We start from the raw sequence: 21,895 nt of genomic DNA, 5'->3' as shown, positions 1-21,895 counted from the left end.
ATAGCCTAGATAAACTCAAAAAGCATTTTCATACTTAAAATAAATAAAAATACTCCAAAGATTTTTTTTACATTTTGTGATTTAATATTATGAATTATTTTAACTCCAAGTGGTGCGAATAAAAAGCTGGTAATTGTTGTAAAAAATACAGCTTTTAAATTTACATACCCGATTATAAACTCACTCAAATTTGTATTTTGCCAGCCACTTACGATATAGCCAAAAGTCCCAGCAATAGCTAATGGAAAACCTATAGCAGCAGATGTTCCAATGGCTTTTTTAATATCAACTCCTTGAGAAGCGATATATGGAACGCTTAAACTCCCTCCGCCAATCGATACTATTGCTGAAACTGACCCTATGATAAGTCCTGCGATAAATTGAATATGTTTTTTATAAATTCGCCTTGTTTTACTTACGCTTTTTGAGAAAAACATTCTTAAGGCTGAAATAAACATATATAAACTAAAAACCATAGCAAGATAAAAAGCTGGTATAAAAGAGGCAATAAATGCACTTAGCATGGTTCCTATTATGATTCCAGGAACAATTAATTTAAGCAAATCCCACCTAACAGCATTATTTTTATTATGGGCTAAAAAACTAGATAATGAGGTTATTATTATGGCACACATACTACTGCCAAGAGCCAAATGCATTGCATCACTTATGCCTTCTTTTAAAAAAATCATAGTAAAGATGGGAACCATTATACCCCCACCACCGATGCCAAACATTCCAGCACATACACCAACAACGCACCCTAAAAGCAAAAACTCTATCACAAATTTCCCTTACCCGTATTTTAAAGCTATATAAAAATCTAAACCAAATTTGATAAAACTAAGTCAAAACTAGCAAAGATGTTTTCCACCTGTCATTTTAACTTTTTCTCTTAGCTTAATAACTGCTTTTATAGCACTTATTAAATAATCAATATCATCTTTTTCATGTGTATAATTAATACTAACTCTTACAAATCCAGGTTTGCCATCTTCTAAAAAATTTCTACCATCATTCATATTCATTAAATCATGTCCATAAGGTCCTGCACATGCACATCCTGCTCTAGTTTCTACATTATATTTTTGACTAAGAAGAGTTGAAAAAGTATATGGATCAAAACCCTTTACATTAAACGAAAATATTGGAAGTTTGTTTTCAACATCTTTGGCATACAATATCACATCTTCAAGTCTTAAAATTTTTTCTAAAAAATACTCTTTTAATTCAAGCTCTTTTTTTTCTATATTTTCAAGTCCAATATCATTTCTAAGCTTAAAAGCTAAATAACTCCTAATTAGCTCTGTAATTCCAGGTGTTCCTGCATCCTCAAGCTTTTCCTTATCTATTTTATAAATTTGAGTTTTTCTATCAACATATCTCACTGTTCCACCAGCTGCAAAAGTCGGCTCATCGCTTACACAAAGCTCTTTTTTCATAATTAAAATTCCACTTGATCCAACTCCGCCTAAAAGCTTATGTGGCGATATAAATAATGCATCATAAAAACCAGGATCAATTTGCATGTGAGATGCCACACTTGCTGCATCTAGTGTCACTATCCCGCCAAATGCTTTTACAATTAAATAAAGTCTTTTATAATCAGTCAAAACGCCTGTGATATTTGAAGCAACACTAAAAGAAGCAATTATTTTTCTACCTCTGTTTTCTGATAAAATTTGAGTCAAAGCGTTAAAATCAATTTCGCCTTTTTCATCTAATGGAATTCTTTTTACCTCGCAAAGCCCTGCTCTATAACTTATCTCGTTTGAGTGATGCTCGTATGGAGAAACTAAAACTAAAGGTAGATTTTCTAAATTTTTAATATCAAGTTTTAAAAACTCCCTACTCATTGGTGGAATATAAATTCCCATAAGTTCTTGAAATTTTTTAATCGCTGCAGTTGCTCCAAAACCACATGCAAAAAGATAAAATTTATCATCAAGTTCTAATAAATTTTTTAAACCAATTTTTGCTTTTTCATAATATTCGCTTGTAATTCTTGCATGCTCACTAGCTTCTGAATGGGTATTTGCATAAGTTTTTAAAATTCTTAAAATTTCATTTTCTATAGGTCTGTATGCCAAGCCAGAAGCCGTCCAATCAAAATAAAAAACGCCCTCTTTTAAAATAATATCTTCTTTATTTATCTTCAAACTATTTCCTTGAATTTTTGTAAATTATATCTAAATTTGGTAAAATGGCACTAAAAAAGGAGAACTAGAATAAACGCTTTAAAAATCACAGCAAAAAGATTTCCAAATCTAAATATAAATGAACTTTTAAAGTTTCATTTTGTGTTTGATGACTTCTTTTTTGAAAATTTGAGTGATACAAAAATTTATGACAATGTTTTTGAAGCTATAAAAAATGAAATTTTATATAAATTTGATGAATTTATTTTTGATTTAAGCAGTGATGAAAAGCTTGCATTAATGAAATTTGCAAAAAGCGATAGGAAAAAATACGGGCTTAATAAGATTTTTCCTCGCTATAAATCTCAAAAAATTGTAAATGATTTACTTAATAAAAATTATATAATTTTAGAAAAAACTAGAGAGAAAAAACCTACTCCAAAACATCCAAAAGAAAAGCTTCCAAGGCATTTACGAAGATATGTTATGCACGATAAAATTCATTTTAAAAGTAACTTTTTAAGATTTTGGTTTAGATTTGTCGAGCCAAATTTAACTCTACTTAAAAGAAACAAATTTGATGAAGTTTTGGAAAAAATAAAGTGTGATTTTGATAATTACTCAAGCCTAGGGTTTGAAACATTAAGTTGTGAGCTTTTAAAAAAAAGACTTGACTTAAAAGAGGTTGAAATTTACAGCTTTTGGACAAAGGAGTTTGAAATAGACATTTTTGCTAAGCTTAACGGTTTTTTCATAGTTGGCGAAGTAAAATACAAGGAGAGAAAAGTTTGTAAAAATATCTTAAATTTAATAGACTTAAAATGTCAAAAACTAGGAATTTCACCACACATAGTAGCACTTTTTTCAAAAAGTGGCTTTAGCAAAGAACTAATAAATTTAAGAAGTGAAAATCTACTTTTATTTGAGCTAAATGACTTCAAAGATTTAGTCTAAATTTCAAAAATTTATTTTAAAAATTAAATTTTTATGTTTAAAATACGTTTAATCATTTTCATTATTTAACTTTTAGCCAATCTAACTATTTTCAGGAATTGCTTCTTTTATCATCTCTTTTACTTTTTTATTTGTTTCTTCATCAAAAGAAATCGCCTCTCTAAGGATAAAAGAAGCCTCTATGATAGCATATAATTCAGGCTTTGTCGTTCGCCACCTTTGAAGTGTTCTAGTCGTAACTCTTAAAATTCTTGCTTTGTCTCTTTGAGTGTAATTCATAAATTTACCTTTTTTTAGTGATAAATTTATCTTTTAGGCAATAAATAATTAACAGCGAAAATAAGTCGTAAATTTATTAAAAATTTAGACTTTATTTCATATAATATAAAGACATATTTTAAATAAAAGGATTATAAATGGAAAATTCACTTTTCTTACAGCTAAAGGATAAGGTTCCTGCTGATTTGCAACTTGCTTTAAAAAAGAAGTTAGAAAATTTAAGTAGCGATAAAATAGATTCGATTTCTATGCTTCAGCTAAAAGATCCTAAATTAGGTCTTATTTTGTCAATTTTACTTGGCGGTCTTGGAGTTGATAGATTTTATCAAGGTAAAATCTTGCTTGGAATTTTAAAGCTTGTAACATTGGGTGGACTTGGAATTTGGGCGATAATTGACTGGTTTTTAATAATGCCTAGCATTAAAAAAGATAATTTTGCAAAAATTAGCTACTTTGCATAAGCAACTACACTATGTGAAGTAAAATCTTAATTATATTTCACATAGTACATTTTTAAAGGAAGATTGATGGATAAAATTTTTTTATCAGAAGAAATAAAAAAAAAGATGTTCTCTAAGGCTTACAATGAATTAGCTTTAAGTGGTAAAATAAATAATCTAGATGATGAAAAATCAAGAGCTCTCAATATATCTATGATGAATATGAAACGACCATTGATTATTGTTTTGCTTGTAATTTTTCTTGGAAATTTTGGTGCTCATCGATTTTACATTGGTGATTATATCATTGGCGGTGCTTATGCTGGAGCTACTGTTATTCTAGTAATAATTGGCTTTTTTATCTATCCAGTCATAGATCCAACATGGCTTGTGTATATTGTAGCACTTGTAGATGGCATTTTATTAGCTAATAAAACATCAGAAGAAAATTATACTAAAATAAAGGAATTATTATGAATAACGCTATTTTAATGCAAAATTTAAGTAAAGTTTTACCAAACAGTGCGCTCTATGGCTTGGATAAAAAACTTGAAAATTTATCTGAAAGCCAACTTAATACACTTATGATTTATAAATTTAAAAATCCAGTATTGTGTTTAATATTGTCTATATTTGCAGGTGGTTGGGGAGTTGATAGATTTTATATAGGCGATATAAAATGGGGTATTATAAAGATTGCCATACCATTTGCAATAGTAATTATTGGATTGTTACTTTCTCTTTTTCTTGCTCAAATAGCATATGCAATTATGGGTGTAGCATTTTTGGCATACATGGTTTTTTTGATTATTGACATCTTTCGCGTTCAAAAAGAGTGCAAGGAGTTAAATTATCAGACATTTTTAAATATCATAAGGTAGAAAATATGTTTTTTTATGATATCCAAAATTATGTGCCACAAAATACTGTTTATATGCTAAATGAGGAAATAAAATCATTAGACGATAAACAAAAAGAGCAAATTTTGATGTATAAATTTAAAAACCCAACAATTTGTTTGATTTTGTCTATTTTTCTAGGTATTTTTGGTGTAGATAGATTTTATTTAGAAGATTTTTTAATTGGAGGAATAAAAGTTGGTTTAATGTGTATGCTCACTTTTTTTGGAGCCATTTCAGAAGAAATAGGTGAAAATGATGTGTTAGATATGATTATAGGGTTTATATTTATAGCTATGATTGTGTTTTGGTTTATTGATATATTTCTTTGTTTTATAAGATGCAAAGATAAAAATTATCAAAAAATGATGGAAATTTTAAATTATTTAAAAAGGAAATAAAAAATGAAAAAAATTTTAAGTTTTTTAATGGTTATGATTTTTATGTGTGGTTGCGGCAATAATAATACAAAAGCTCTTATTCTAAAAGCAAAAACCAATATCATGACAATGCAAACAGATATTTCTGCCTATCAACTAGCTGTTGGAGATTTGGATGATTTATCAAAAATGACAAATGTCCCACTTTCAATCATAAATAAAAATAGTGCTGAAATTTTAATACAAAATAAAAAATGTATAAAATTTACATTAAATAAAAATTTTACTTTTGAGCAGGGAAGCGATGCAAACAATGAAATTTGTAAAAGCATCTTAAAAGATAAAAAAATTAAAAATTTATTAAATAACAATCCACACGAAATGAGCGAAGAGTGGTTTAAATGATTAAAAAAATAGCTTTAGCAATATTAGTTTTATTTTTATTTAATGGTTGTGCTAGTAGTTACGACTGTGACGATGATGAAAGTGCATATACTGCACTTTTAATATTAAACGGTATAGATGATGCTGATAATGATTTTTTAGACGAGTTTAATAAAAACTTTGACATAATAGCGAGCTATGATTACGAACTTCTAAAAAAAGATAAAGAAGAAAAAGTTTCTTTTTGTAAGCTAAATATCAATATCGACCTAACAGCAAAATCACTCAAAGAAGCCAATAAAAAAGTAAAAGCATTTGGATTTTTAAACTCAGCTCCGTATATCGCACAGGCTAGAGCTATGAAAAGTGATTATGGTAGGCAAATGGAAAAAGAAATTATGCAAGACATAGAACTTAAAAATACATTAAATAAAGAAGACTTTAAAAGCTATAATAACAAAGCCAATATTCTAAGTGGAACTATAAGTTATAATTATATAGCATACGACAATGGAAAAGGCGAAATTCTTATAAAAGTAGAAAAATAAATTTTAATTTTAGACCATAGCTTAGGAATTTTTCCTAAGCTATTAAAATACATTCTTACTAAATTTTATTTAATTACGCTACCAAAATCTCATTTACATTTTGACCAAAACTCTCATCAACAAAGAAATTTGTTTCAAAAATATATACTTTTGTTGAAGTCTCAACTCTTAAAATAAGTTTTTTAGAGTTTTTCAAGTTATTTTGTTTGTAGGCAAGATTGTAAATTTCATTAATTATATTTTGGTTTAATTCATCTAAATTTATAGTATAAACATATTCTTCATAAAATCTTTTTTCTTCTTTTTTAAAGCCCTTTTTGGCAAAACTTCGCTTTTTAAAATCTGAGTTTTTTGCCTCATCAAGTCTTAAAAACTCATTTAAGGTTATTTTATACTGCGCATCATCTTTTTCAATTCTTACTCTAAAAGCATACGGTCTTTCAAGCTCAGTTTCTGATAAAGCTTCTATCTCGGGAAGTTTGTTATCAAAAACTACCATTTCAAAGTTTCCGTGTAGATCAAGCACATTAACTATCGCCATTTTAGAGCCTTTTTTGGTTATTCTTGTATTTATCTCTTCTATTTTTCCTACTAGTAAAGTCTCGGTTACATCATTAAGCTCTTCAAATTGACTGGTTAATGTATAATCAATCTCATTTATTTCATTCACATAATCATCAAGCGGATGTCCTGAAAGATAAAGTCCAAGCACTTCTTTTTCGTTTTTTAAAATATCTTTTTGAGTATATTCACCATTAGTTAGTTCTAAATGTACCTCAACTTCCATACTCATATCATCATCGCTTAAATCAGCAAATAAAGAGTTTTCTTTATCGCTTTTTATTTTATTTGCATTACGCGTAGATTCTGTGATATTATCAATATTTAAAAATAAATTTTTTCTCGTTAGTTTTAAACAATCCATCGCGCCGGATTTTATAAGTCCATCAAGCGCTCTTTTATTTACCTTAAAACTATCTATCCTTGAAGCAAAGTTACTAATATCAGTAAAATCTCCATTTTTTCTCTCTTCTACGATATTTTCTATCGCACCAAGACCAACACCTTTTATAGCACCCATTCCAAAAACAATTGCATCTTTTTCGCCTTTTTGAACAACGCTAAATTCTCTTAAGGATAAATTTATAGATGGTGGTAAAATCTCAATATTAAGTCTTTTGATCTCATCTATATATCTTGCAACTTTATCAAGGTTATTTTCCTCACTTGTTAAAAGTGCAGCCATGAACTCAGCTGGATAATATGCCTTTAAATAAGCAGTTTGAAAAGTAATTAATGCATAAGCTGCAGCGTGAGATTTGTTAAATCCATAAGAGGCAAATTTCATAATCATTTCAAAAAGCTCATCGGCTTTTTTGATATCATATCCACCTTTTTTAGCACCCTCTAAATACTCCTTTTTTAGGCGTTTCATCTCTTCTTCTTTTTTCTTACTCATCGCTCTTCTTACGATATCTGCTTCACCAAGGCTAAATCCACCTATTTTTTGAACGATTTGCATAACTTGTTCTTGATAGACAATAATTCCATAAGTTGGCTCTAAAATTTCTTTTATATCATCTATAAGATAGTCAATTTTTGCGTTTCCATGTTTTCTTTCAATAAAGTTTGGTATAAGATCCATAGGACCTGGTCGAAATAGCGCTATCATCGCTATAACATCTTCAAAATTATCAGGCTTTAAATCAGTGGCAAGTTTTTGCATACCGCCACTTTCTATTTGGAAAATTCCTAAAGTATTTCCACTGCTTATGGTTTCATAAACTTTTTTATCATTGATATCGATTTTTTCCCAAATGACATCTTTGTTATATCGCATTTTAACAAGCTTTATAGCGTTATTTATAACAGTTAGAGTTTTAAGACCCAAAAAGTCAAATTTGATTAAATCAACATCTTCAAGATAATCTTTTGTGTATTGCGTGATAAGATGACCTTTATCATTATTTGTTTGGATAAAAACAGGGGTTTTGTTCCAAAGCTCATCATTGCTTATCACAACTCCGGCTGCGTGCATTCCTGCATTTCTATTAAGTCCTTCAAGTTCTAATGCATAATCCCAAATTTTTTTAGCTTCTATGTTTTCTTCAAGTAAAGATCTTATTTTTGGCTCTTTATCAAATGAATCTCTTAGAGTTATTTTTAACTCATTTGGTATTAACTTTGCCATTTTATCAGCTTCGGCATAAGGCATCTCACAAACTCTTGCAACATCTCTAATAACACCTTTTGCAAGCAACTTTCCAAAAGTTGCAACCTGAGCGACATTGTATCTGCCATATTGCTCAATTACATAATCAATTACTTCCCCTCGCCTATCTTGACAAAAATCTACATCAATATCTGGCATACTCACTCTTTCAGGATTTAAAAATCTTTCAAAAAGCAAGTTATATGGAAGTGGATCAATATCTGTTATTTTCAATGAAAACGCTACCAAACTTCCAGCAGCACTTCCCCTACCTGGTCCAACTGGGATACCTTTTTCTTTGGCGTGATTTATAAAATCACTTACTATAAGCATATATCCTGGAAATTTCATAGAATTTATTATGCTTATTTCTCTTTCTAGTCTATCTTTGTAAACTTCGTGTTTTGATGAGTCTATAAATTTAAGTCTTTCTTCAAGTCCTTTCCTACTTAAATACTCAAATAAAACCTTATCATTTTCTAAATCATCTCTAACACCAGGATTTGGCAAAGTTAAATTTAAATTTTTTGCATAATCTGTTGTAAATTTGAAATTTGGTGGAGTTGGGTGACCTAAATCTAGCTCTAAATTGCATTTATCAACAATTTCTTGTGTATTTTCTATAACATTTGGAATATCAGCAAATATTTTTTCCATTTCTTGGCTACTTTTTACATAAAATTGTCTTACGGCATGACGAAGTTTCATGCCTGAAATCGCCATATAAATATTATGTGCTTCACTCATATTTTGATATGGATAATGTGCATCATTTGTGGCAATTACTTTTATACCAGTTTCTTTTGAAATTTGAAGAATTTGCTTATCTATATTTAGCTGATCTGTTATGCCATGACGCATAATTTCAAGATAAAAGTCATCTTTGAAAATTTCTTTATATTCAAGCGCAACTTCTTTTGCTCTTTCATAGCCTTTTGCACCTCTTTGTCTATTTTTTTCACTTACATTAAGATGAAAATTAACCTCACCTTGCAAGCAAGCTGCCGAACAAATCAAACCCTCACTATGTTCTTTTAAAATTTTTTTATTAATTCTTGGATTATAATAAAACCCCTCTAAAAATGCCATTGAACTTAAATACATCAAATTTTTATATCCAATTTCATTTTTAGCAAGCAAAATAATATGAAATCTTTGCCTATCGCTTTTATCACCTAAATCATCGTGATTGTGAATATAAGCTTCAATTCCTATTATTGGCTTGATGCCATTTTTTTTCATAGTTTTATAAAAATCAATAGCTCCAAACATATTTCCATGATCTGTTATCGCAACACTATTAACGCCTTGCTCTTTTAGTATAGAAGCAAGCTCTGGAATTTTATTTGCTCCATCAAGAAGTGAATACTCAGTATGTAAATGTAAGTGTGTAAATTTGCTCATAAAACTCTCTTTAAAAATTTATTTATAGATGTAATTGTATAAAAATCTTATAAAAATATGGTTAATATCAAAAAAAATGAGAAGAAATTTTAAAAAAGGATAAGACCGCAAAAGCGGTCTAAAAAGTAAATTTAGTCTTGTTTAGGACGAGCCTCATTCACTCTTAAAACTCTACCAAAAAGCTCTTTATTGTCCAAAGCTTCTATGGCTTTTGATGCCTCATCATCATTACTCATCTCAACAAAAGCAAAGCCTTTTGAGCGATTTGTTTCACGATCTTTTATGATCTTAGCACGACTAACTTCTCCAAACTGTTCAAAAGCTTCTCTAAGCTCTGATTCAGCTAAACGAAACGGTAAATTACCTACATAGATATTCAAATTATATCCCTTAAAAAAATTCCAAATTTATCTTTTGGTTTGGATATTTTACCTAAATTTTAGCTATTTTGATATAAATTTTTTAAATTTGTTTTATTTATATAAAAGTTCGGTTTTTAAAGCATTAAATTTATCATCTCCTAAAAGTACTTTTACCAAATTTAAAGCAAACTCCATCGCCGTAGCTGGTCCTTTTGATGTTATTATGTTTTCATCAATTACTACATTTTTTTTATCGGTGTAGCCTTTGTGATTTACTTTTTGCTCAAACCCTGGATAGCAAGTGTAGCTGTTTTTTAAAACTTTAGCTGTTGAAAGCGCCCAAGGAGCTGCACAAATAGCCGCAATTTTTAAATTTTTATCATTAAATTTTTTTAAAATTTCAGCTAATTTTTCACTTTTTGCCAAATACTCAGCTCCTGGAAGTCCCCCTGGTAAAACTATCATATCAAACTCGTCTACATTTAAATCATCTAAAATCATATCTGCTTTTACCTCTATGCCGTGAGTTCCATTAACTATTTTTTTATTAAGACCGACACTAACGGCCTTAATCTCAGCTCTTCTTAAAATATCTATTACAGTGATTGCCTCAATTTCTTCAAATCCATCTGCTAAAATAATTGCAACTTTTTTCATATTTTCTCCTTTTGTTTAAATTTAATACTATAATTATACTTGATTTTTTAAATAAAGGAAATTTTATGAAAATAAAGATTACATATTGTAATATTTGAAACTATGAACCAAAAGCTTTCCGTGTGAAAGATGAAATTTTATCCAAATTTCCAAATGCAGATATAGAGCTAATAGCTGGTGGAAATGGAAATTTCATAGTTGAAGTTGATGGCAGAGTGATTTTTTCTAAAAAAGAGACTAACCGCTTCCCAAACAAAAATGAAATTTTAGATTTGATATAGGGCGCTAAAAATTTCAAGGAAAAATCCTTGAAATTTAACTTATTTTTTAACTCTTTCTACATATTCGCCAGTTGTTGTATCAACTCTTATAACTTCACCTTCAAGGATATGAAATGGAATTTGTACAACAGCGCCTGTTTCTAAAGTAGCTGGTTTTTTATTACTTCCTTGAGTATCACCTCTAAAATTTGGAGCTGTTTCTATAATCTTAAGCTCAACAACTTGAGGCACTTCAAGGCCTATTGGATTTCCATTGTGAAAAAGCACATCAACCATCATTCCATCAAGCATCCATTTTTTGCTATCGCCAACTTCTTCATCACTAATTGCAACTTGCTCATAGTTTTCAGTATCCATAAACTGGCAATACTCACCATCATCATATAAATACTGCATCTGTCTTTCTTCCAAATGTGGTTCATCACATTTATCGCCTGCATGGAAAGTCTTTTCTAAAACTTTTCCTGTTGTGTAAGATTTAATTTTTACACGAACAAAAGCTGGACCTTTTCCAGGTTTTACATGTTGATAGTCAACAATTTTATATGGAATACCATCAATTTCTATCTTTAAGCCTTTTTTTAAATCACCCATAGAATAAGCCATAAATTCTCCTTAATCTTAATAAAAACAGCATTATAGCAAAAAATATAGTTAAAATGATAAAATTTTAATCCAATAATGGCTATAATATATAAAATTTTAGAAAGGATGAACTATGAAAAAATTTGCTTTTTACCTAGGTTTGAGTGCTTTAGTATTTACACAAGGTTTTGCTGAAGAAATTTTTAGTAAAAATTATGAAAGCACACTTAAAAATATAGTTAAAAATGTTGAAAAAATTGAGATAATGTCAGTAGATAGACTTGAATCAATTGATGGATTAAATTTTGTAATTACAGATATAAACGGAGAAATGGTGCCGATGTTTGTAAGCAAAGATGGAAAAAGTATAATTGGCTTTTCAAATTTAGTTTTTATAGGAAATGACAAAGATAAAACTTTAATCGAAGGAAGAATGAATAAACTTCACGCAGATATAAAGGCAAATCAAGACAAAATAGCCTATGAAATAATAAAAGAAATTCCTAAAGATAGGTTTATAAATATAGAATCTTTTGATAAAAATAACAAATTTATGACCTATATAGTAAGCGATCCTGAATGCCCTGACTGTCGTGAACATCTAACTAAAATGGTAAAGTATTTAAGAAATGCAAATGTTAGGATAATATTTGCCCCTGTTCATGGAAAAAGCGCTTATACAAAATCAGCCATAATGCTAAAAGAAGCTTCAAAAATAAATCCTGATAATCAAGAGGCTCTAATAAAGCTTTTAAATAAATACTACGATGTAAATGCTACAGTAAGTGATGATCAAGCAAGCGATGAAGAAAGAGATAAAGTACTTCAAGATGCAAAAAAACTTTTCTCAAAAGGTGTTATAAAAGGTGTTCCGTTTAGTTTTACTGTTGAAAAAGAATAAATTTTAAAACCATAAATTTTTAAAAGCTAGGATTTAATTTCTAGCTTTTTATATTTATTTAAACAATAGCCAATATACAGAGCTAAAAATTAATTATTCATAAAAATGGCGACCCTTGGGGGTTTTGAACCACCGTTTTCACACTGAGAATGTGATGTCCTGAGCCACTAGACGAAAGGGTCACAATAAATTTAAAGCTTTGATTTTATTATCTTTTTACAAATTTGTCAAATTTATAGAAATTATGTTTACTTTTACATAATCATTAGTTTATAATATTCTTAATAAAATAAAAACTATTTTACAGAAAATGTAAATTCTTTTTTAAAATAACGTAATATATGGATGCATTAAAAATTAGAATAAAAGATGGTGTCCTGCGTTGGATTCGAACCAACGGCCCCCTCCTTAAAAGGGAGATGCTCTACCTACTGAGCTAGCAAGACACCTTAAAAAGTGGCGCAGCAGACGAGACTCGAACTCGCGACCTCCGCCGTGACAGGGCGATATTCTAACCAACTGAACTACTGCTGCACCTAAAATGGTGGTCGCTAAAAGACTCGAACTTTTGACATCCACCTTGTAAGGGTGGCGCTCTACCAACTGAGCTAAGCGACCACAACTTTTTAAGCTTTTTTCCTTAAAAAGGAAATGAAATTATACAATCAAATATCTTAATTTAAGCTTAAATACTTAAAGTCTTTTATAAAAATTCAAAATTTACAATTTTTGCTATAATTTAAACTAAAATTTAAAGTTGAGAGTTGGATGTGAAAATTTTATTTTTTATATTTTTTTCTATAAATTTACTTTTTTCATACAGTTATGAAGAAATTTTATACGCTATAAAAGATGTGTCTTATAAAGAAGGAATAGCTAACAAAGTTCTTTATACAATAGTAAAAATCGAAAGTGATCTTAACCCATACGCTATTTCGTTTCTAACAAATAAAGAAAACGCAATTTATTTTAAAAGTTTAGAGACAAAAAACATAAGAGTAAAAGCAAGTCAGTATTCGCTAAACAAATCAAAATGGGTAGTTTCCATAAATCCATCAAACGAACCTTATGCAATAGAAATATCAAAACTTCTTTTAAAAAATGGCTTTAATATAGATGTTGGTCTTGGACAGTTAAACTCTCAAAATTTTAGCCTAAATGAGATTGAATATATATTTAACCCAAACTACAATCTAACAAAATGTGCAAAAATCCTAAGAAAATGTTTTAATGCCAAAAATAAAGATATGCAACAAACCATAGAATGTTATAATTACGGCATGAGACACAGAGGCTCAAATCCTTACTATAAGCGATTTTATAAGTATTTTATGAAGGAATTTGGCCAAAACTAAATTTCTTGTAAAAAAGGTAAAACTAATTTTACTTTTGGTATAATCTTGGATAAATTTTTTATTAAGGATTTTTATGAAACCTCATAAATTTAGCATAACTTTACTTATCGCACTTTCAAGTATGGCGTTTGCAAACTCAAATAATGAGAGCTTAAAAGATGCGTTATTAAATACAAAATTTAACTCAGAACTTAAAGCTTGGTATTGGGATAAGACAGATGAAACTAGCAAATTTAATAATGAAAACATTACAAATTTTGCTTTAGAGCTTGGTCTTAAAACAGGTGATTTATATGGTTTTTATCTTGGCTCAACTGCCCAAATAGCTTTTGCTCCAATTGGCACAAAAAATGCAAAACTACTTTATAATGGCGAACAAAACACTAAAGGAATTGTTTTATCGCAACTTCATTTAGGTTATAAAATATCAAATAGTGATATTAAAATCGGAAGGCAATTTATTAACACTCCTTTAGTTGCTGGAAATGGTGCAAGAATTTTAAAAGAATCTTTTGAAGGCGCTACAGCAAACATTAAAGATATAGAAAACAATGATATTTTCTTAGGCTATGTTTATAAATTTCAAGGTAGGACAAGCTCTATAATGGGTGATGAAAGCGGAAAATATCCAAAATTTAAAGATAGAATCACTCTTGGTGGGGTTGGTCCAAAAGCTCATAAATTTGATGGACTTTATTATTTAGGCTTAACAAATAAAAGTTTTGAAAATCTAGACTTGACAGCTCAATATAGTTATTTAAATAATGTTGAATTTGCAATTCCTAATATGAAAGATAAAAGTGGAGATATTCATCTTTATTATACTGAAGCAAACTACAAAGTGCCGTTTGAAAATTTTAACCTTAAATTTGATGCAAATTTTAGAGGCTCTAAAACTTCAGGCCAATTAGAAGAAAGAAATTTTAATGGTCAAATGTATGGTATAAAAGCTGGAGTTTATGACTTAAATGGATTTAACCTTATTGCCGCTGCTACAACCGTAAGCAAAAACAAATCTGTTATAATGAGCGCTGGACTTGGTGGAAATAGCTACACGTTTTTACCAGTTCGAGGCGGACACCTTTTTACCTCAACAGCGGGCATGACAACTTATAAATTTCAAACCGATTATGACTTTTCAAAAATTGGCATAAAAAACTTAAAAACTAGCGCAGCTTATGTATTTTCAAAACATAGCACTCCTAATAAACAAGCAGGAATGAACCCAGCAAATGTAAAAAGAGAATATAATGGATATAGCTTAGCGCTTAACTATAAAGTTCCTTGCTTAGAGGGTTTGAGCACAAATTTAATGTGGGTAAGCCTTAATGAGGAAAAAACATTAAACAACAAAACTGATAAATCAAAAATAGATGAACTTTGGGTAAAACTAAGTTATAAATTTTAATCTTTTAGTGGCAAAAGGCTTTTTCTTATGCCACTTATTTTTTAATTATAAATTCTAATTGATTTGGCAAAATCATATTTTAAAAGCATTATGCATTAAAAACTATAAATAAAATTTATAAAAAATACAATATTAAAGATATAAGTAAAATGCTGATAATATCAAATAGCCCTTTTAAGTTTTAAAATTATCATTACTCATAGCCATATCTGTTTAAATTTATATATGAAAATTTAATCTTAAAAATCTTTGATATTTATTAAAAGTAGGTATTTATTTTTAAATTCTTCGTGGTTTTTTCTTGATAAAATTTAATGGCGGACAGAGAGGGATTTGAACTCCTGTTTTTATTTTTTGTTATTATAAATTTTGGTTTATCCATTTCTTTTTTTTATAGTTTTTTTCTTGTTTTATTTTTTGAATTATGTATTTTATATTAAAGTATATATTCAGTTTATTTTAATTCTTTTTTTTGTATAATTAATTTGCTTAAGCAGGGGGTCGCTCCCTCTTTTTGCCTTATAGGCTTTTAAAAAAGAACCTTTACTTTTGTCAAGGTTCTTTTAAATAAGGTTGTTATCCTATGGATTTTGAAATTTTAATTAAATAATTTCGGCAACCTTATTTTTTAATTACTCTTCATAATAAAATGTTATACTTTCTTGATAATTATCATTACTCCATACACAATCTATTAAATTGTTATCTATTTTTAATTTTATTTTTCCGCCTACTGCTACGCCAAAATTAAAATATTCATCAGTTTTATCTATTACTTCAACATTATCAAATTCATCTATATAAGCTCCTAGAAAATAAGGGTTGGATAGGTATCCGTTTCCTAAACTATATATACCAACATTATTGTAATCAAAAGAATTTTCTATAAATTCCTTATAAGTGCCTATAAATGTTTCATCTACATCCTCTGTTCTAAATTCATAAATTGTATCATCGCCATTATCATAGATGATATTGTCATAACCAAAACCTGCTTGACTATATTGATAATCTTCTTCTTGTGGCAACTTAACTTCTATACCCTCTGCACTCCAACCTAAAACCGCGTCTGTTTGTGATACATAACCTTTAGTCATTCCATCATCAAATTTAAAAAAACTCATTTTCATTTTTTATCCTTTTTTTAAGATGTCTTTTTAACTTCTTTTTATGTTATAATTATATCAAATTGATACTTAAAATATGCTTAAACTAGTGTTATTTTGATATTATATTTGATTTAATAATGTTTTTATGATATAATTTTGCATTTTAATTAAAAGGTTTTAAAATGACTAAAAAAGATTTTAATAATTATTTAAAAAAGTTAGAATTAAATAAAAAAGATTTGTCTATTTTGTTAAATTTATCTTACAATACTATAAATGGCTGGAATGGAGAAAATAAGCCTTTTCCTACTTGGCTTCAAAATTGGTTTTATTATTATGAAAAGTCTTTAAAATTTGATAAGATAAAAAAACTTTTTAATGATGATATTTTATATTAATAATTTTTTATTGTATATAATTTTAGATCATAATTGATAATATTATTCCGATAATTATTATAGTTTCATAAATTCTAGCTATTTTATTTAATCCTTTTGTTTTTTGTTTTAAAAACATTTTATTCCTTATTTTCTATTTTCCTTTTTAAAACTTTTGCTTTAATTTCTGATAAATAATATTCTTTTTCTAAAATACTTAAATCATTAAAATATTTTAGTAATTCATCTATTTCACTTAAATCTTTATTTTTATCTAAATTATTGTTTTTGTATTCCATTACAATTTTATATAAAAGTGGTTTGTCCCTTTTCCAGTTATATAGTGTTGGTTCTGAAATATTCAGTTTTTCACAAAATTCTTTATTATTCATTGTTTAAGTCTTGACTTCTTTTTAGTTTTTTAGTAAAATAACTTAAACTATTTAAGTAAGTTGACTTTTTAATTAAATAGTTTAATTAAATATTTTAGCTTTTATAAGCTTAAATATCAACTTTAACTTTGGACCACTCCGCCATAAAGTAAAGATATGTAGGGAGATAACAGGAAAAGTTATTATTCGTCTTAATTGATGACAACCTAAGCAAGTTGTAAAACTGTTCTGGGGTGGCTGTAGCTCCGCCCCTTAAATCTAAGCCACAAATTTATAAAAAGGTTTGTTATATGTCTCTTTATTTTGATGATGATGATGAAAAAGAATACTATAAAGATAATTTTGATGCACATCATTTTTTTGATGATTATGAAGATATTTCAGATGAAAGTATTATCGCTAAACATATAACACCTGATTATATTCCTATACCTAAAGAATGGCGAGGTTTTGCAAGAGAATATGATCATTTTTCTGTTTTAGGTATGGAAGATGAATTTTTTGAAAAACATAATACACCTCAAGATTTAGAAAAAGTTGAATGGATAGAAAAAATTAATGACGATAATTTAAAAATTGGTCTTGATTTTTATCGTGAATTTTTTCGTGATACTGAGTTTGATTTTTCTGATGATGATGAATTTATTTGTGATGATGAAGACTAAATTTTTAATAATTTGTCCTAAATATGACATTAAACTATTTAAATTTATTTTTTTTAAAGGAGCTACACTATGTACACTTATTTAATCGGATATTGCGACGAAGTTCGCCCACTAACAAGAGTTGACAAAAAGTCTGGTGAAACAATTAGCACAATTGACGTAACTATTACTTTTGAAAGTAGAGATCAAGACGGCTATTTAATTAAATCAACTGAAACTATATCTTTTGACGCAAATTTAAAGCCAAAATTTGATGCTGTTAAGGGCAAGTATGTTGCTATTCCATATCGTTTTTTAAACACCAGGACGGGCGCTTATATGTTCCCAGATGATAGTTTGGATTTTCAAGTATTTGTTAAAAATCCTTTTATTTCAAAAGAAGTAACTAAGTAGAAAATCGCGGGGGCTTATGCCTTAATGTGAGTAGCAAACCCTCTCCCGCAAATAAATTCTAAAAAGTTTATTATTTTTTTTGTTGGTAAGTTTTTTAGAGTTTTAAAAACTCAATTTCTCAAAAAGGAGTATGAAATGAATAAAGCTAAATCATTTCTACAATCTACAAAAGCTAAAGTTGCAGCTACTGGTGCTGCCTTATTAACAGCAAGTCTTTTAACAGCTGCCGATGCTCCTGTTATTCCAACTGAACCATTAAAAGCAGATTACGCAATGTTTGATTATGTTTTCGCTGGAATTATTGGCGTTTGCTTCATTTTTATGGTTGCTGGTAGAGTTAAGAGATTTATCTTTTAATTTATGGGAGCTTTTTTGCTCCCTTAAAGGCTATATTGTGAAAGAAAATGCTATTTATATACCAGATTTAAATATTTGTATAAAGGATTTTTACGTCAAAAATGGAAAAGTTTACTTTATTGGTTTTGATAATAATACCTCTGTTTCTAGTGCTTCATTACAAAACATTTACTCAAATTATATATACGAATCAAACAATAACATCTGTTATATAAATAAAAATAATTATATTCCAAATTTAGGTATTTATGACTATCAATTTAATTTTTTAATGGGTTTAACTGCTATATTAATAGCTTTTTCTTTTTTAATCGGTTTAGTAATCGTAGGAGCTACAAGATGATTTATGATGTTTTAAATAATGATGTATTTAACTATTTTATGAGTGTTTTTGCTTTATTTTTTGTTCCTATTTTTATGTATGTAGTAGTTCTTTCGTTTGTTAAGTAAATGTTTTAGTTTGAGAAATAAAGTTCATTTTTTTGAGTTTTCGTATATTGATCTTATCCAAGTTAAAAATATTTGATTTAGAAAACTCTATAAAAAAATGAACCGAACAAGAAAAGCGATAGCTCACCTTACTTCGTCGCTTTTCGCAGTTCTTAAAAAAATATGAAAGGCTGAAAAATGATTTTACTTTTGATTATTTTAATTATTTTAAAAATAGTTTTAATTTGTCTTTTGATAGATCTCATTTTGTTTTTAAAAAATAAAGATATTAGGTCTTGTTTTTCAAATTTTCATATTTTAAAAGAGTTGAAAGAAAAGTTTTACAAATGAAACCTATACTTAAATTTATATCTATATTTTTCATATTATTAAATTTCAATCTTTTTGCAGATTGCACAAAGTTTTCAAATGTTGGTCTCAAAGTAGAAATTTTAAAAGTTGATTATCCAGGATTATATAAAAAATATAATTTATCAGGTAAAGATTTTATCTTTATTAAAGATGATAAATGGTTTAAGGCTACTTATTATTCTTCTAGTCAAGGATTTGATGGTAGTAATACTCATCTTTGTGGTGATGATGATAGATCTTTTGATGAAAATTCTTTTTATATATCAGGTTCAATAATGTATTATATTGTTTCTTTTTTAGGAAATTTGAATACTGGCGGAAAACCTGATTCTAGATATAAAGCTTATTCTTATGAATTTTATGTAATCGGATCTATTTCTGATCCTTGTCAAGAAAATGAAGTTTATAATCCTGAAACTAAACAGTGTGAACCTTGCCCTGAGGGTTTCTTTCTTGATCCATACTCTAAAACTTGTAAAAGTAAGCAAGAACGCCCTAAATGGTGTCCTGAACCTATGATTTATAAAGAAAGGCAAGGAAATTGGAAAACCGAGGGTCATAGGACAATTAAAGAATGTTTACCAGATCCTAATATTAATGAAGATGAATGTAAGCAAAGAGGTATGAAATATCACGGACCTTGTGCCGATTTGTACGGTGCTGAATTAAATGCTTGTTTAAAATATCCAACTGGGTGTTATGCTAATGAAACATCTAAGCATTTTGGAGCACAAGAGCAGTTAGACAATGATCTGTTTTCTTGGAGTGGTTTTATGTTTCCACTTCCTATTGATGCTATAAAAAATGGCTGGAATGCTTTATCTGATTTTATGAAAGGTCTTTTTAGATCTCCAAATCCTAACACTCCAAATCCAAATTTATTAGAGTTTCGCCCTCAAATAGTTGATATGAGAGCTACAAAAAATGGACCTGAGCCGATTTTTGATTTAAAGCCTATTAATGATAGTGATATTTTTACAAATCATATTTTTAAAAATACTGGTAAAACTGATCTAAATAAAATTAAAGACATTCCTACATCAGTTGATAAAACTCCTCAAAAAATTGTAGATATTTCACCTAATTTAAAAAGATTTGATTTTCCTAATGACGGTTCTATTTCAAAAATGCAAAATAATCAACTTGTTGCCGCAAAAATGAAAGATTTAAGTAAACCTATTCCTACAAAAGAAATAACTATGCCAAATGTAAATAAAGAAATAAATTTAAATTATGATCTAAATTCTATGTTGAAAGATAATCCTACTAAAAATTTACCTATGGTAATAAAACAAACCTCTAAAAATGGAAATAAAATTAATTATAAAGGCGTTATTACAACTCCAGATAATAGTGTTATAAATGTTGATATAAAGGAAACTGATGTTAGCAATGGTTCAAAAGTTCAAGATATAGATCTAAGTTTTGATTATGATACGCCAAGCGGAAAAAAGAAATTTAATACTGGTTACATTATAACTATTGATAACAGTGGAAAAGTTGTTAATAATATTAATAAGCCTAGTACGGTTACAGATCCCTCAACTGGTAACACTAATTTAAACAATAATAATCAAACTCCAGCACCTGCAAATGATCCAGATTTAAGTTCTTTAGAAAATGCAATAAATCGCACTAATTCAAAGCTTGATAACATTGATAATAAACTATCTAATACTAATTCTAAACTTGACAATATAAGCAATAAATTAGATCGCACTAATTCTAAGCTTGATGATATAAATAAAAATGTATCTGATATAAAAGCGGAGCAAAAAGCACAATGGGAGTATAAGCCTAATGTTGATACTGCTACATCTTTTTCAGCTTTAAAAACTGCTATGTCTAATTTAGATGTTTCAATAAATGACGCTTTTAATTTTTTAAATGGTGTAAAAGATGATATCAATAGTTTAATGAATGATTTTGATAATGCTTTAGATGTCTTTAAGGGTGGTATTGATGAACCTAAAATTCCTAATGGTATATGTCCTTTTAAAATTAGTGGTCCAGCTCCAGGAAGTGGAAAAACTAATATTTTTGAGATAGATCCTTGTAGGTTGGTAAGTCCTTATAAATCAATTCTTACTATATTTTTTACATTTTGGTTTAGCTTTGAAATTATTATGTTTTCTTTGAAATATCTTTTTAAGGTAGGGGGTAATTCTTAATGAAGTGGCTAATAAATTCTATTGGTGGTTTTATAGTTTTAGCCATTGAATGGCTTGTAAAAAAAGTAGGTATTAAAGTTACAATTTTAGCCTTTATTATTCCTATTTATGCTTCTTTTATTGTTTTTATGATCGCTTTTGTTGGATATGCTATTTTGTTTATGATGAAAATTTGGAATTTAATAAAAGAATATTTTCCTAAGGCTTTTGATTATAGTTCTGCTAGTGGTAGTTTTGCTGGTCTTTCAAGTCATACTATTACAAGCTCTACAATGGCTTTTTTACATGAAAGTGGTTTAGCTTTAGCTTTTTCTAATGCTATGAATTTATTTTTGTCAATTCTTAGTTTATATTTTGCTTTACAGCTTTATAAAGTGATTATGTATGTTAGAAAAAATATCAATGACATAATTACAAGCTTATTAAATTTGATGAGTAGATAA

General features: G+C 28.2%; 27 protein-coding genes and 4 tRNA genes. 18 read left to right on the top strand and 13 right to left on the bottom strand.

Annotation, left to right across the window (positions count from 1 at the left end; translation table 11 throughout):
• Positions 1–5: 5 nt before the first annotated feature.
• Positions 6–785 carry a sulfite exporter TauE/SafE family protein gene (locus HMPREF9309_RS04050; protein ID WP_016646650.1) on the bottom strand — a complete coding sequence of 260 codons (780 nt, stop codon included), beginning with the start codon at positions 783–785 and terminating at the stop codon, positions 6–8.
• Between the two features lie 69 nt (positions 786–854).
• Positions 855–2,159 carry an aminotransferase class V-fold PLP-dependent enzyme gene (locus HMPREF9309_RS04045; protein WP_016646649.1) on the bottom strand — a complete coding sequence of 435 codons (1,305 nt, stop codon included), beginning with the start codon at positions 2,157–2,159 and terminating at the stop codon, positions 855–857.
• A gap of 141 nt (positions 2,160–2,300) precedes the next feature.
• On the opposite strand from HMPREF9309_RS04045, the gene HMPREF9309_RS04040 reads away from it, so the two are divergent.
• Positions 2,301–3,092 carry a DUF234 domain-containing protein gene (locus HMPREF9309_RS04040; RefSeq protein ID WP_016646648.1) on the top strand — a complete coding sequence of 264 codons (792 nt, stop codon included), beginning with the start codon at positions 2,301–2,303 and terminating at the stop codon, positions 3,090–3,092.
• A gap of 81 nt (positions 3,093–3,173) precedes the next feature.
• On the opposite strand, the gene HMPREF9309_RS04035 is transcribed toward HMPREF9309_RS04040, so the two are convergent.
• Positions 3,174–3,371 carry a hypothetical protein gene (locus tag HMPREF9309_RS04035; protein ID WP_016646647.1) on the bottom strand — a complete coding sequence of 66 codons (198 nt, stop codon included), beginning with the start codon at positions 3,369–3,371 and terminating at the stop codon, positions 3,174–3,176.
• Between the two features lie 137 nt (positions 3,372–3,508).
• Between HMPREF9309_RS04035 and HMPREF9309_RS04030 the strand changes: the two genes are divergently transcribed.
• From HMPREF9309_RS04030 to HMPREF9309_RS04005, 6 genes are all read left to right on the top strand, one after another.
• A complete protein-coding gene (locus HMPREF9309_RS04030; protein WP_016646646.1) occupies positions 3,509–3,832 on the top strand; it encodes a TM2 domain-containing protein in 324 nt (107 codons plus the stop codon).
• A gap of 66 nt (positions 3,833–3,898) precedes the next feature.
• Complete coding sequence (locus tag HMPREF9309_RS08770; protein ID WP_016646645.1) at positions 3,899–4,288, top strand: NINE protein; 390 nt, start codon at positions 3,899–3,901, stop codon at positions 4,286–4,288.
• Positions 4,285–4,692, top strand: a complete 408-nt coding sequence (locus HMPREF9309_RS08765; RefSeq protein WP_016646644.1) for an NINE protein — start codon at positions 4,285–4,287, stop codon at positions 4,690–4,692. The genes HMPREF9309_RS08770 and HMPREF9309_RS08765 overlap by 4 nt, the downstream gene beginning before the upstream one ends.
• A gap of 5 nt (positions 4,693–4,697) precedes the next feature.
• Positions 4,698–5,111 (top strand): NINE protein, encoded by a 414-nt coding sequence (locus HMPREF9309_RS08760; RefSeq protein ID WP_016646643.1) that lies wholly within the window; start codon positions 4,698–4,700, stop codon positions 5,109–5,111.
• A 3-nt stretch (positions 5,112–5,114) separates the two neighbouring features.
• Positions 5,115–5,495, top strand: coding sequence for a hypothetical protein (locus HMPREF9309_RS04010; RefSeq protein ID WP_016646642.1), 381 nt, complete (start codon positions 5,115–5,117; stop codon positions 5,493–5,495).
• Complete coding sequence (locus HMPREF9309_RS04005; RefSeq protein WP_016646641.1) at positions 5,492–6,022, top strand: hypothetical protein; 531 nt, start codon at positions 5,492–5,494, stop codon at positions 6,020–6,022. The genes HMPREF9309_RS04010 and HMPREF9309_RS04005 overlap by 4 nt, the downstream gene beginning before the upstream one ends.
• Before the next feature lie 73 nt (positions 6,023–6,095).
• On the opposite strand, the gene dnaE is transcribed toward HMPREF9309_RS04005, so the two are convergent.
• The 3 genes from dnaE to HMPREF9309_RS03990 all read right to left on the bottom strand — a co-directional run bounded on the left by dnaE (position 6,096) and on the right by HMPREF9309_RS03990 (position 10,657).
• Positions 6,096–9,638 (bottom strand): DNA polymerase III subunit alpha, encoded by a 3,543-nt coding sequence (dnaE, locus tag HMPREF9309_RS04000; protein ID WP_016646640.1) that lies wholly within the window; start codon positions 9,636–9,638, stop codon positions 6,096–6,098.
• A gap of 131 nt (positions 9,639–9,769) precedes the next feature.
• Entirely contained in the window at positions 9,770–10,018 is a 249-nt protein-coding gene (locus HMPREF9309_RS03995) for an RNA recognition motif domain-containing protein (protein ID WP_016646639.1), read from the bottom strand.
• 93 nt (positions 10,019–10,111) lie between these two features.
• Complete coding sequence (locus tag HMPREF9309_RS03990; RefSeq protein WP_016646638.1) at positions 10,112–10,657, bottom strand: DJ-1 family glyoxalase III; 546 nt, start codon at positions 10,655–10,657, stop codon at positions 10,112–10,114.
• 65 nt (positions 10,658–10,722) lie between these two features.
• Here HMPREF9309_RS03990 and HMPREF9309_RS08830 point away from each other — a divergent pair, with 65 nt between their 5' ends.
• Complete coding sequence (locus HMPREF9309_RS08830) at positions 10,723–10,938, top strand: SelT/SelW/SelH family (seleno)protein (RefSeq protein WP_269208084.1); 216 nt, start codon at positions 10,723–10,725, stop codon at positions 10,936–10,938.
• 39 nt (positions 10,939–10,977) lie between these two features.
• Here HMPREF9309_RS08830 and efp read toward each other — a convergent pair whose 3' ends face one another.
• Positions 10,978–11,544, bottom strand: coding sequence for an elongation factor P (gene efp / locus HMPREF9309_RS03985; RefSeq protein WP_016646637.1), 567 nt, complete (start codon positions 11,542–11,544; stop codon positions 10,978–10,980).
• A 112-nt stretch (positions 11,545–11,656) separates the two neighbouring features.
• Here efp and HMPREF9309_RS03980 point away from each other — a divergent pair, with 112 nt between their 5' ends.
• Positions 11,657–12,424 carry a hypothetical protein gene (locus HMPREF9309_RS03980; RefSeq protein ID WP_016646636.1) on the top strand — a complete coding sequence of 256 codons (768 nt, stop codon included), beginning with the start codon at positions 11,657–11,659 and terminating at the stop codon, positions 12,422–12,424.
• A gap of 106 nt (positions 12,425–12,530) precedes the next feature.
• Here the strand turns inward: HMPREF9309_RS03980 and HMPREF9309_RS03975 are convergent.
• The 4 genes from HMPREF9309_RS03975 to HMPREF9309_RS03960 all read right to left on the bottom strand — a co-directional run bounded on the left by HMPREF9309_RS03975 (position 12,531) and on the right by HMPREF9309_RS03960 (position 13,042).
• A tRNA-Glu gene (locus HMPREF9309_RS03975) sits at positions 12,531–12,606 on the bottom strand.
• Positions 12,607–12,794: 188 nt separating this feature from the next.
• A tRNA-Lys gene (locus HMPREF9309_RS03970) sits at positions 12,795–12,870 on the bottom strand.
• An 11-nt stretch (positions 12,871–12,881) separates the two neighbouring features.
• Positions 12,882–12,958: transfer RNA gene (locus tag HMPREF9309_RS03965), tRNA-Asp, on the bottom strand.
• Positions 12,959–12,966: 8 nt separating this feature from the next.
• Positions 12,967–13,042, bottom strand: a tRNA-Val gene (locus tag HMPREF9309_RS03960).
• Between the two features lie 152 nt (positions 13,043–13,194).
• On the opposite strand from HMPREF9309_RS03960, the gene HMPREF9309_RS03955 reads away from it, so the two are divergent.
• Both HMPREF9309_RS03955 and HMPREF9309_RS03950 read left to right on the top strand, forming a co-directional pair.
• On the top strand, positions 13,195–13,779 hold the full coding sequence (locus HMPREF9309_RS03955; RefSeq protein WP_016646635.1) for a transglycosylase SLT domain-containing protein: 585 nt from the start codon (positions 13,195–13,197) through the stop codon (positions 13,777–13,779).
• Positions 13,780–13,852: 73 nt separating this feature from the next.
• Complete coding sequence (locus HMPREF9309_RS03950) at positions 13,853–15,187, top strand: OprD family outer membrane porin (protein ID WP_016646634.1); 1,335 nt, start codon at positions 13,853–13,855, stop codon at positions 15,185–15,187.
• A 632-nt stretch (positions 15,188–15,819) separates the two neighbouring features.
• On the opposite strand, the gene HMPREF9309_RS03945 is transcribed toward HMPREF9309_RS03950, so the two are convergent.
• On the bottom strand, positions 15,820–16,317 hold the full coding sequence (locus HMPREF9309_RS03945; RefSeq protein WP_016646633.1) for a hypothetical protein: 498 nt from the start codon (positions 16,315–16,317) through the stop codon (positions 15,820–15,822).
• Positions 16,318–16,478: 161 nt separating this feature from the next.
• Between HMPREF9309_RS03945 and HMPREF9309_RS03940 the strand changes: the two genes are divergently transcribed.
• The gene (locus HMPREF9309_RS03940) at positions 16,479–16,694 is read left to right on the top strand and encodes a hypothetical protein (RefSeq protein ID WP_016646632.1); all 216 of its coding nucleotides are present in this window, start codon (positions 16,479–16,481) and stop codon (positions 16,692–16,694) included.
• A gap of 119 nt (positions 16,695–16,813) precedes the next feature.
• Here HMPREF9309_RS03940 and HMPREF9309_RS03935 read toward each other — a convergent pair whose 3' ends face one another.
• The gene (locus HMPREF9309_RS03935; RefSeq protein ID WP_016646630.1) at positions 16,814–17,065 is read right to left on the bottom strand and encodes a hypothetical protein; all 252 of its coding nucleotides are present in this window, start codon (positions 17,063–17,065) and stop codon (positions 16,814–16,816) included.
• 233 nt (positions 17,066–17,298) lie between these two features.
• On the opposite strand from HMPREF9309_RS03935, the gene HMPREF9309_RS03930 reads away from it, so the two are divergent.
• The 6 genes from HMPREF9309_RS03930 (at position 17,299) to HMPREF9309_RS03905 (ending at position 21,895) form a co-directional block, all read left to right on the top strand.
• A complete protein-coding gene (locus HMPREF9309_RS03930) occupies positions 17,299–17,730 on the top strand; it encodes a hypothetical protein (protein WP_155827318.1) in 432 nt (143 codons plus the stop codon).
• A 69-nt stretch (positions 17,731–17,799) separates the two neighbouring features.
• Positions 17,800–18,123 (top strand): hypothetical protein, encoded by a 324-nt coding sequence (locus tag HMPREF9309_RS03925; protein WP_016646628.1) that lies wholly within the window; start codon positions 17,800–17,802, stop codon positions 18,121–18,123.
• 135 nt (positions 18,124–18,258) lie between these two features.
• A complete protein-coding gene (locus tag HMPREF9309_RS03920) occupies positions 18,259–18,480 on the top strand; it encodes a hypothetical protein (protein ID WP_016646627.1) in 222 nt (73 codons plus the stop codon).
• A 37-nt stretch (positions 18,481–18,517) separates the two neighbouring features.
• Positions 18,518–18,823: a hypothetical protein gene (locus HMPREF9309_RS03915; RefSeq protein ID WP_016646626.1), complete on the top strand. Its 306-nt coding sequence runs from the start codon at positions 18,518–18,520 to the stop codon at positions 18,821–18,823.
• Between the two features lie 433 nt (positions 18,824–19,256).
• The gene (locus HMPREF9309_RS03910) at positions 19,257–21,452 is read left to right on the top strand and encodes a coiled-coil domain-containing protein (protein WP_016646624.1); all 2,196 of its coding nucleotides are present in this window, start codon (positions 19,257–19,259) and stop codon (positions 21,450–21,452) included.
• A complete protein-coding gene (locus HMPREF9309_RS03905; protein ID WP_016646623.1) occupies positions 21,452–21,895 on the top strand; it encodes a hypothetical protein in 444 nt (147 codons plus the stop codon). The genes HMPREF9309_RS03910 and HMPREF9309_RS03905 overlap by 1 nt, the downstream gene beginning before the upstream one ends.

The organism is Campylobacter ureolyticus ACS-301-V-Sch3b (assembly GCF_000413435.1).
GTDB lineage: Bacteria > Campylobacterota > Campylobacteria > Campylobacterales > Campylobacteraceae > Campylobacter_B > Campylobacter_B ureolyticus_A.
The sequence above is the reverse complement of the archived record's forward strand: the minus strand, read 5'-3'. Positions and strand labels throughout refer to the sequence as shown.

Bases quoted from the DNA above. Each gene is read 5' to 3' on its own strand.
- HMPREF9309_RS04035 (WP_016646647.1), bottom strand. From the start codon at position 3,371: ATGAATTACACTCAAAGAGACAAAGCAAGAATTTTAAGAGTTACGACT.
- HMPREF9309_RS04030 (WP_016646646.1), top strand. From the start codon at position 3,509: ATGGAAAATTCACTTTTCTTACAGCTAAAGGATAAGGTTCCTGCTGAT.
- HMPREF9309_RS08770 (WP_016646645.1), top strand. From the start codon at position 3,899: ATGGATAAAATTTTTTTATCAGAAGAAATAAAAAAAAAGATGTTCTCT.
- HMPREF9309_RS08765 (WP_016646644.1), top strand. From the start codon at position 4,285: ATGAATAACGCTATTTTAATGCAAAATTTAAGTAAAGTTTTACCAAAC.
- HMPREF9309_RS08760 (WP_016646643.1), top strand. From the start codon at position 4,698: ATGTTTTTTTATGATATCCAAAATTATGTGCCACAAAATACTGTTTAT.
- HMPREF9309_RS04010 (WP_016646642.1), top strand. From the start codon at position 5,115: ATGAAAAAAATTTTAAGTTTTTTAATGGTTATGATTTTTATGTGTGGT.
- HMPREF9309_RS04005 (WP_016646641.1), top strand. From the start codon at position 5,492: ATGATTAAAAAAATAGCTTTAGCAATATTAGTTTTATTTTTATTTAAT.
- dnaE (WP_016646640.1), bottom strand. From the start codon at position 9,638: ATGAGCAAATTTACACACTTACATTTACATACTGAGTATTCACTTCTT.
- HMPREF9309_RS03990 (WP_016646638.1), bottom strand. From the start codon at position 10,657: ATGAAAAAAGTTGCAATTATTTTAGCAGATGGATTTGAAGAAATTGAG.
- efp (WP_016646637.1), bottom strand. From the start codon at position 11,544: ATGGCTTATTCTATGGGTGATTTAAAAAAAGGCTTAAAGATAGAAATT.
- HMPREF9309_RS03980 (WP_016646636.1), top strand. From the start codon at position 11,657: ATGAAAAAATTTGCTTTTTACCTAGGTTTGAGTGCTTTAGTATTTACA.
- HMPREF9309_RS03950 (WP_016646634.1), top strand. From the start codon at position 13,853: ATGAAACCTCATAAATTTAGCATAACTTTACTTATCGCACTTTCAAGT.
- HMPREF9309_RS03945 (WP_016646633.1), bottom strand. From the start codon at position 16,317: ATGAAAATGAGTTTTTTTAAATTTGATGATGGAATGACTAAAGGTTAT.
- HMPREF9309_RS03940 (WP_016646632.1), top strand. From the start codon at position 16,479: ATGACTAAAAAAGATTTTAATAATTATTTAAAAAAGTTAGAATTAAAT.
- HMPREF9309_RS03935 (WP_016646630.1), bottom strand. From the start codon at position 17,065: ATGAATAATAAAGAATTTTGTGAAAAACTGAATATTTCAGAACCAACA.
- HMPREF9309_RS03925 (WP_016646628.1), top strand. From the start codon at position 17,800: ATGTACACTTATTTAATCGGATATTGCGACGAAGTTCGCCCACTAACA.
- HMPREF9309_RS03920 (WP_016646627.1), top strand. From the start codon at position 18,259: ATGAATAAAGCTAAATCATTTCTACAATCTACAAAAGCTAAAGTTGCA.
- HMPREF9309_RS03910 (WP_016646624.1), top strand. From the start codon at position 19,257: ATGAAACCTATACTTAAATTTATATCTATATTTTTCATATTATTAAAT.
- HMPREF9309_RS03905 (WP_016646623.1), top strand. From the start codon at position 21,452: ATGAAGTGGCTAATAAATTCTATTGGTGGTTTTATAGTTTTAGCCATT.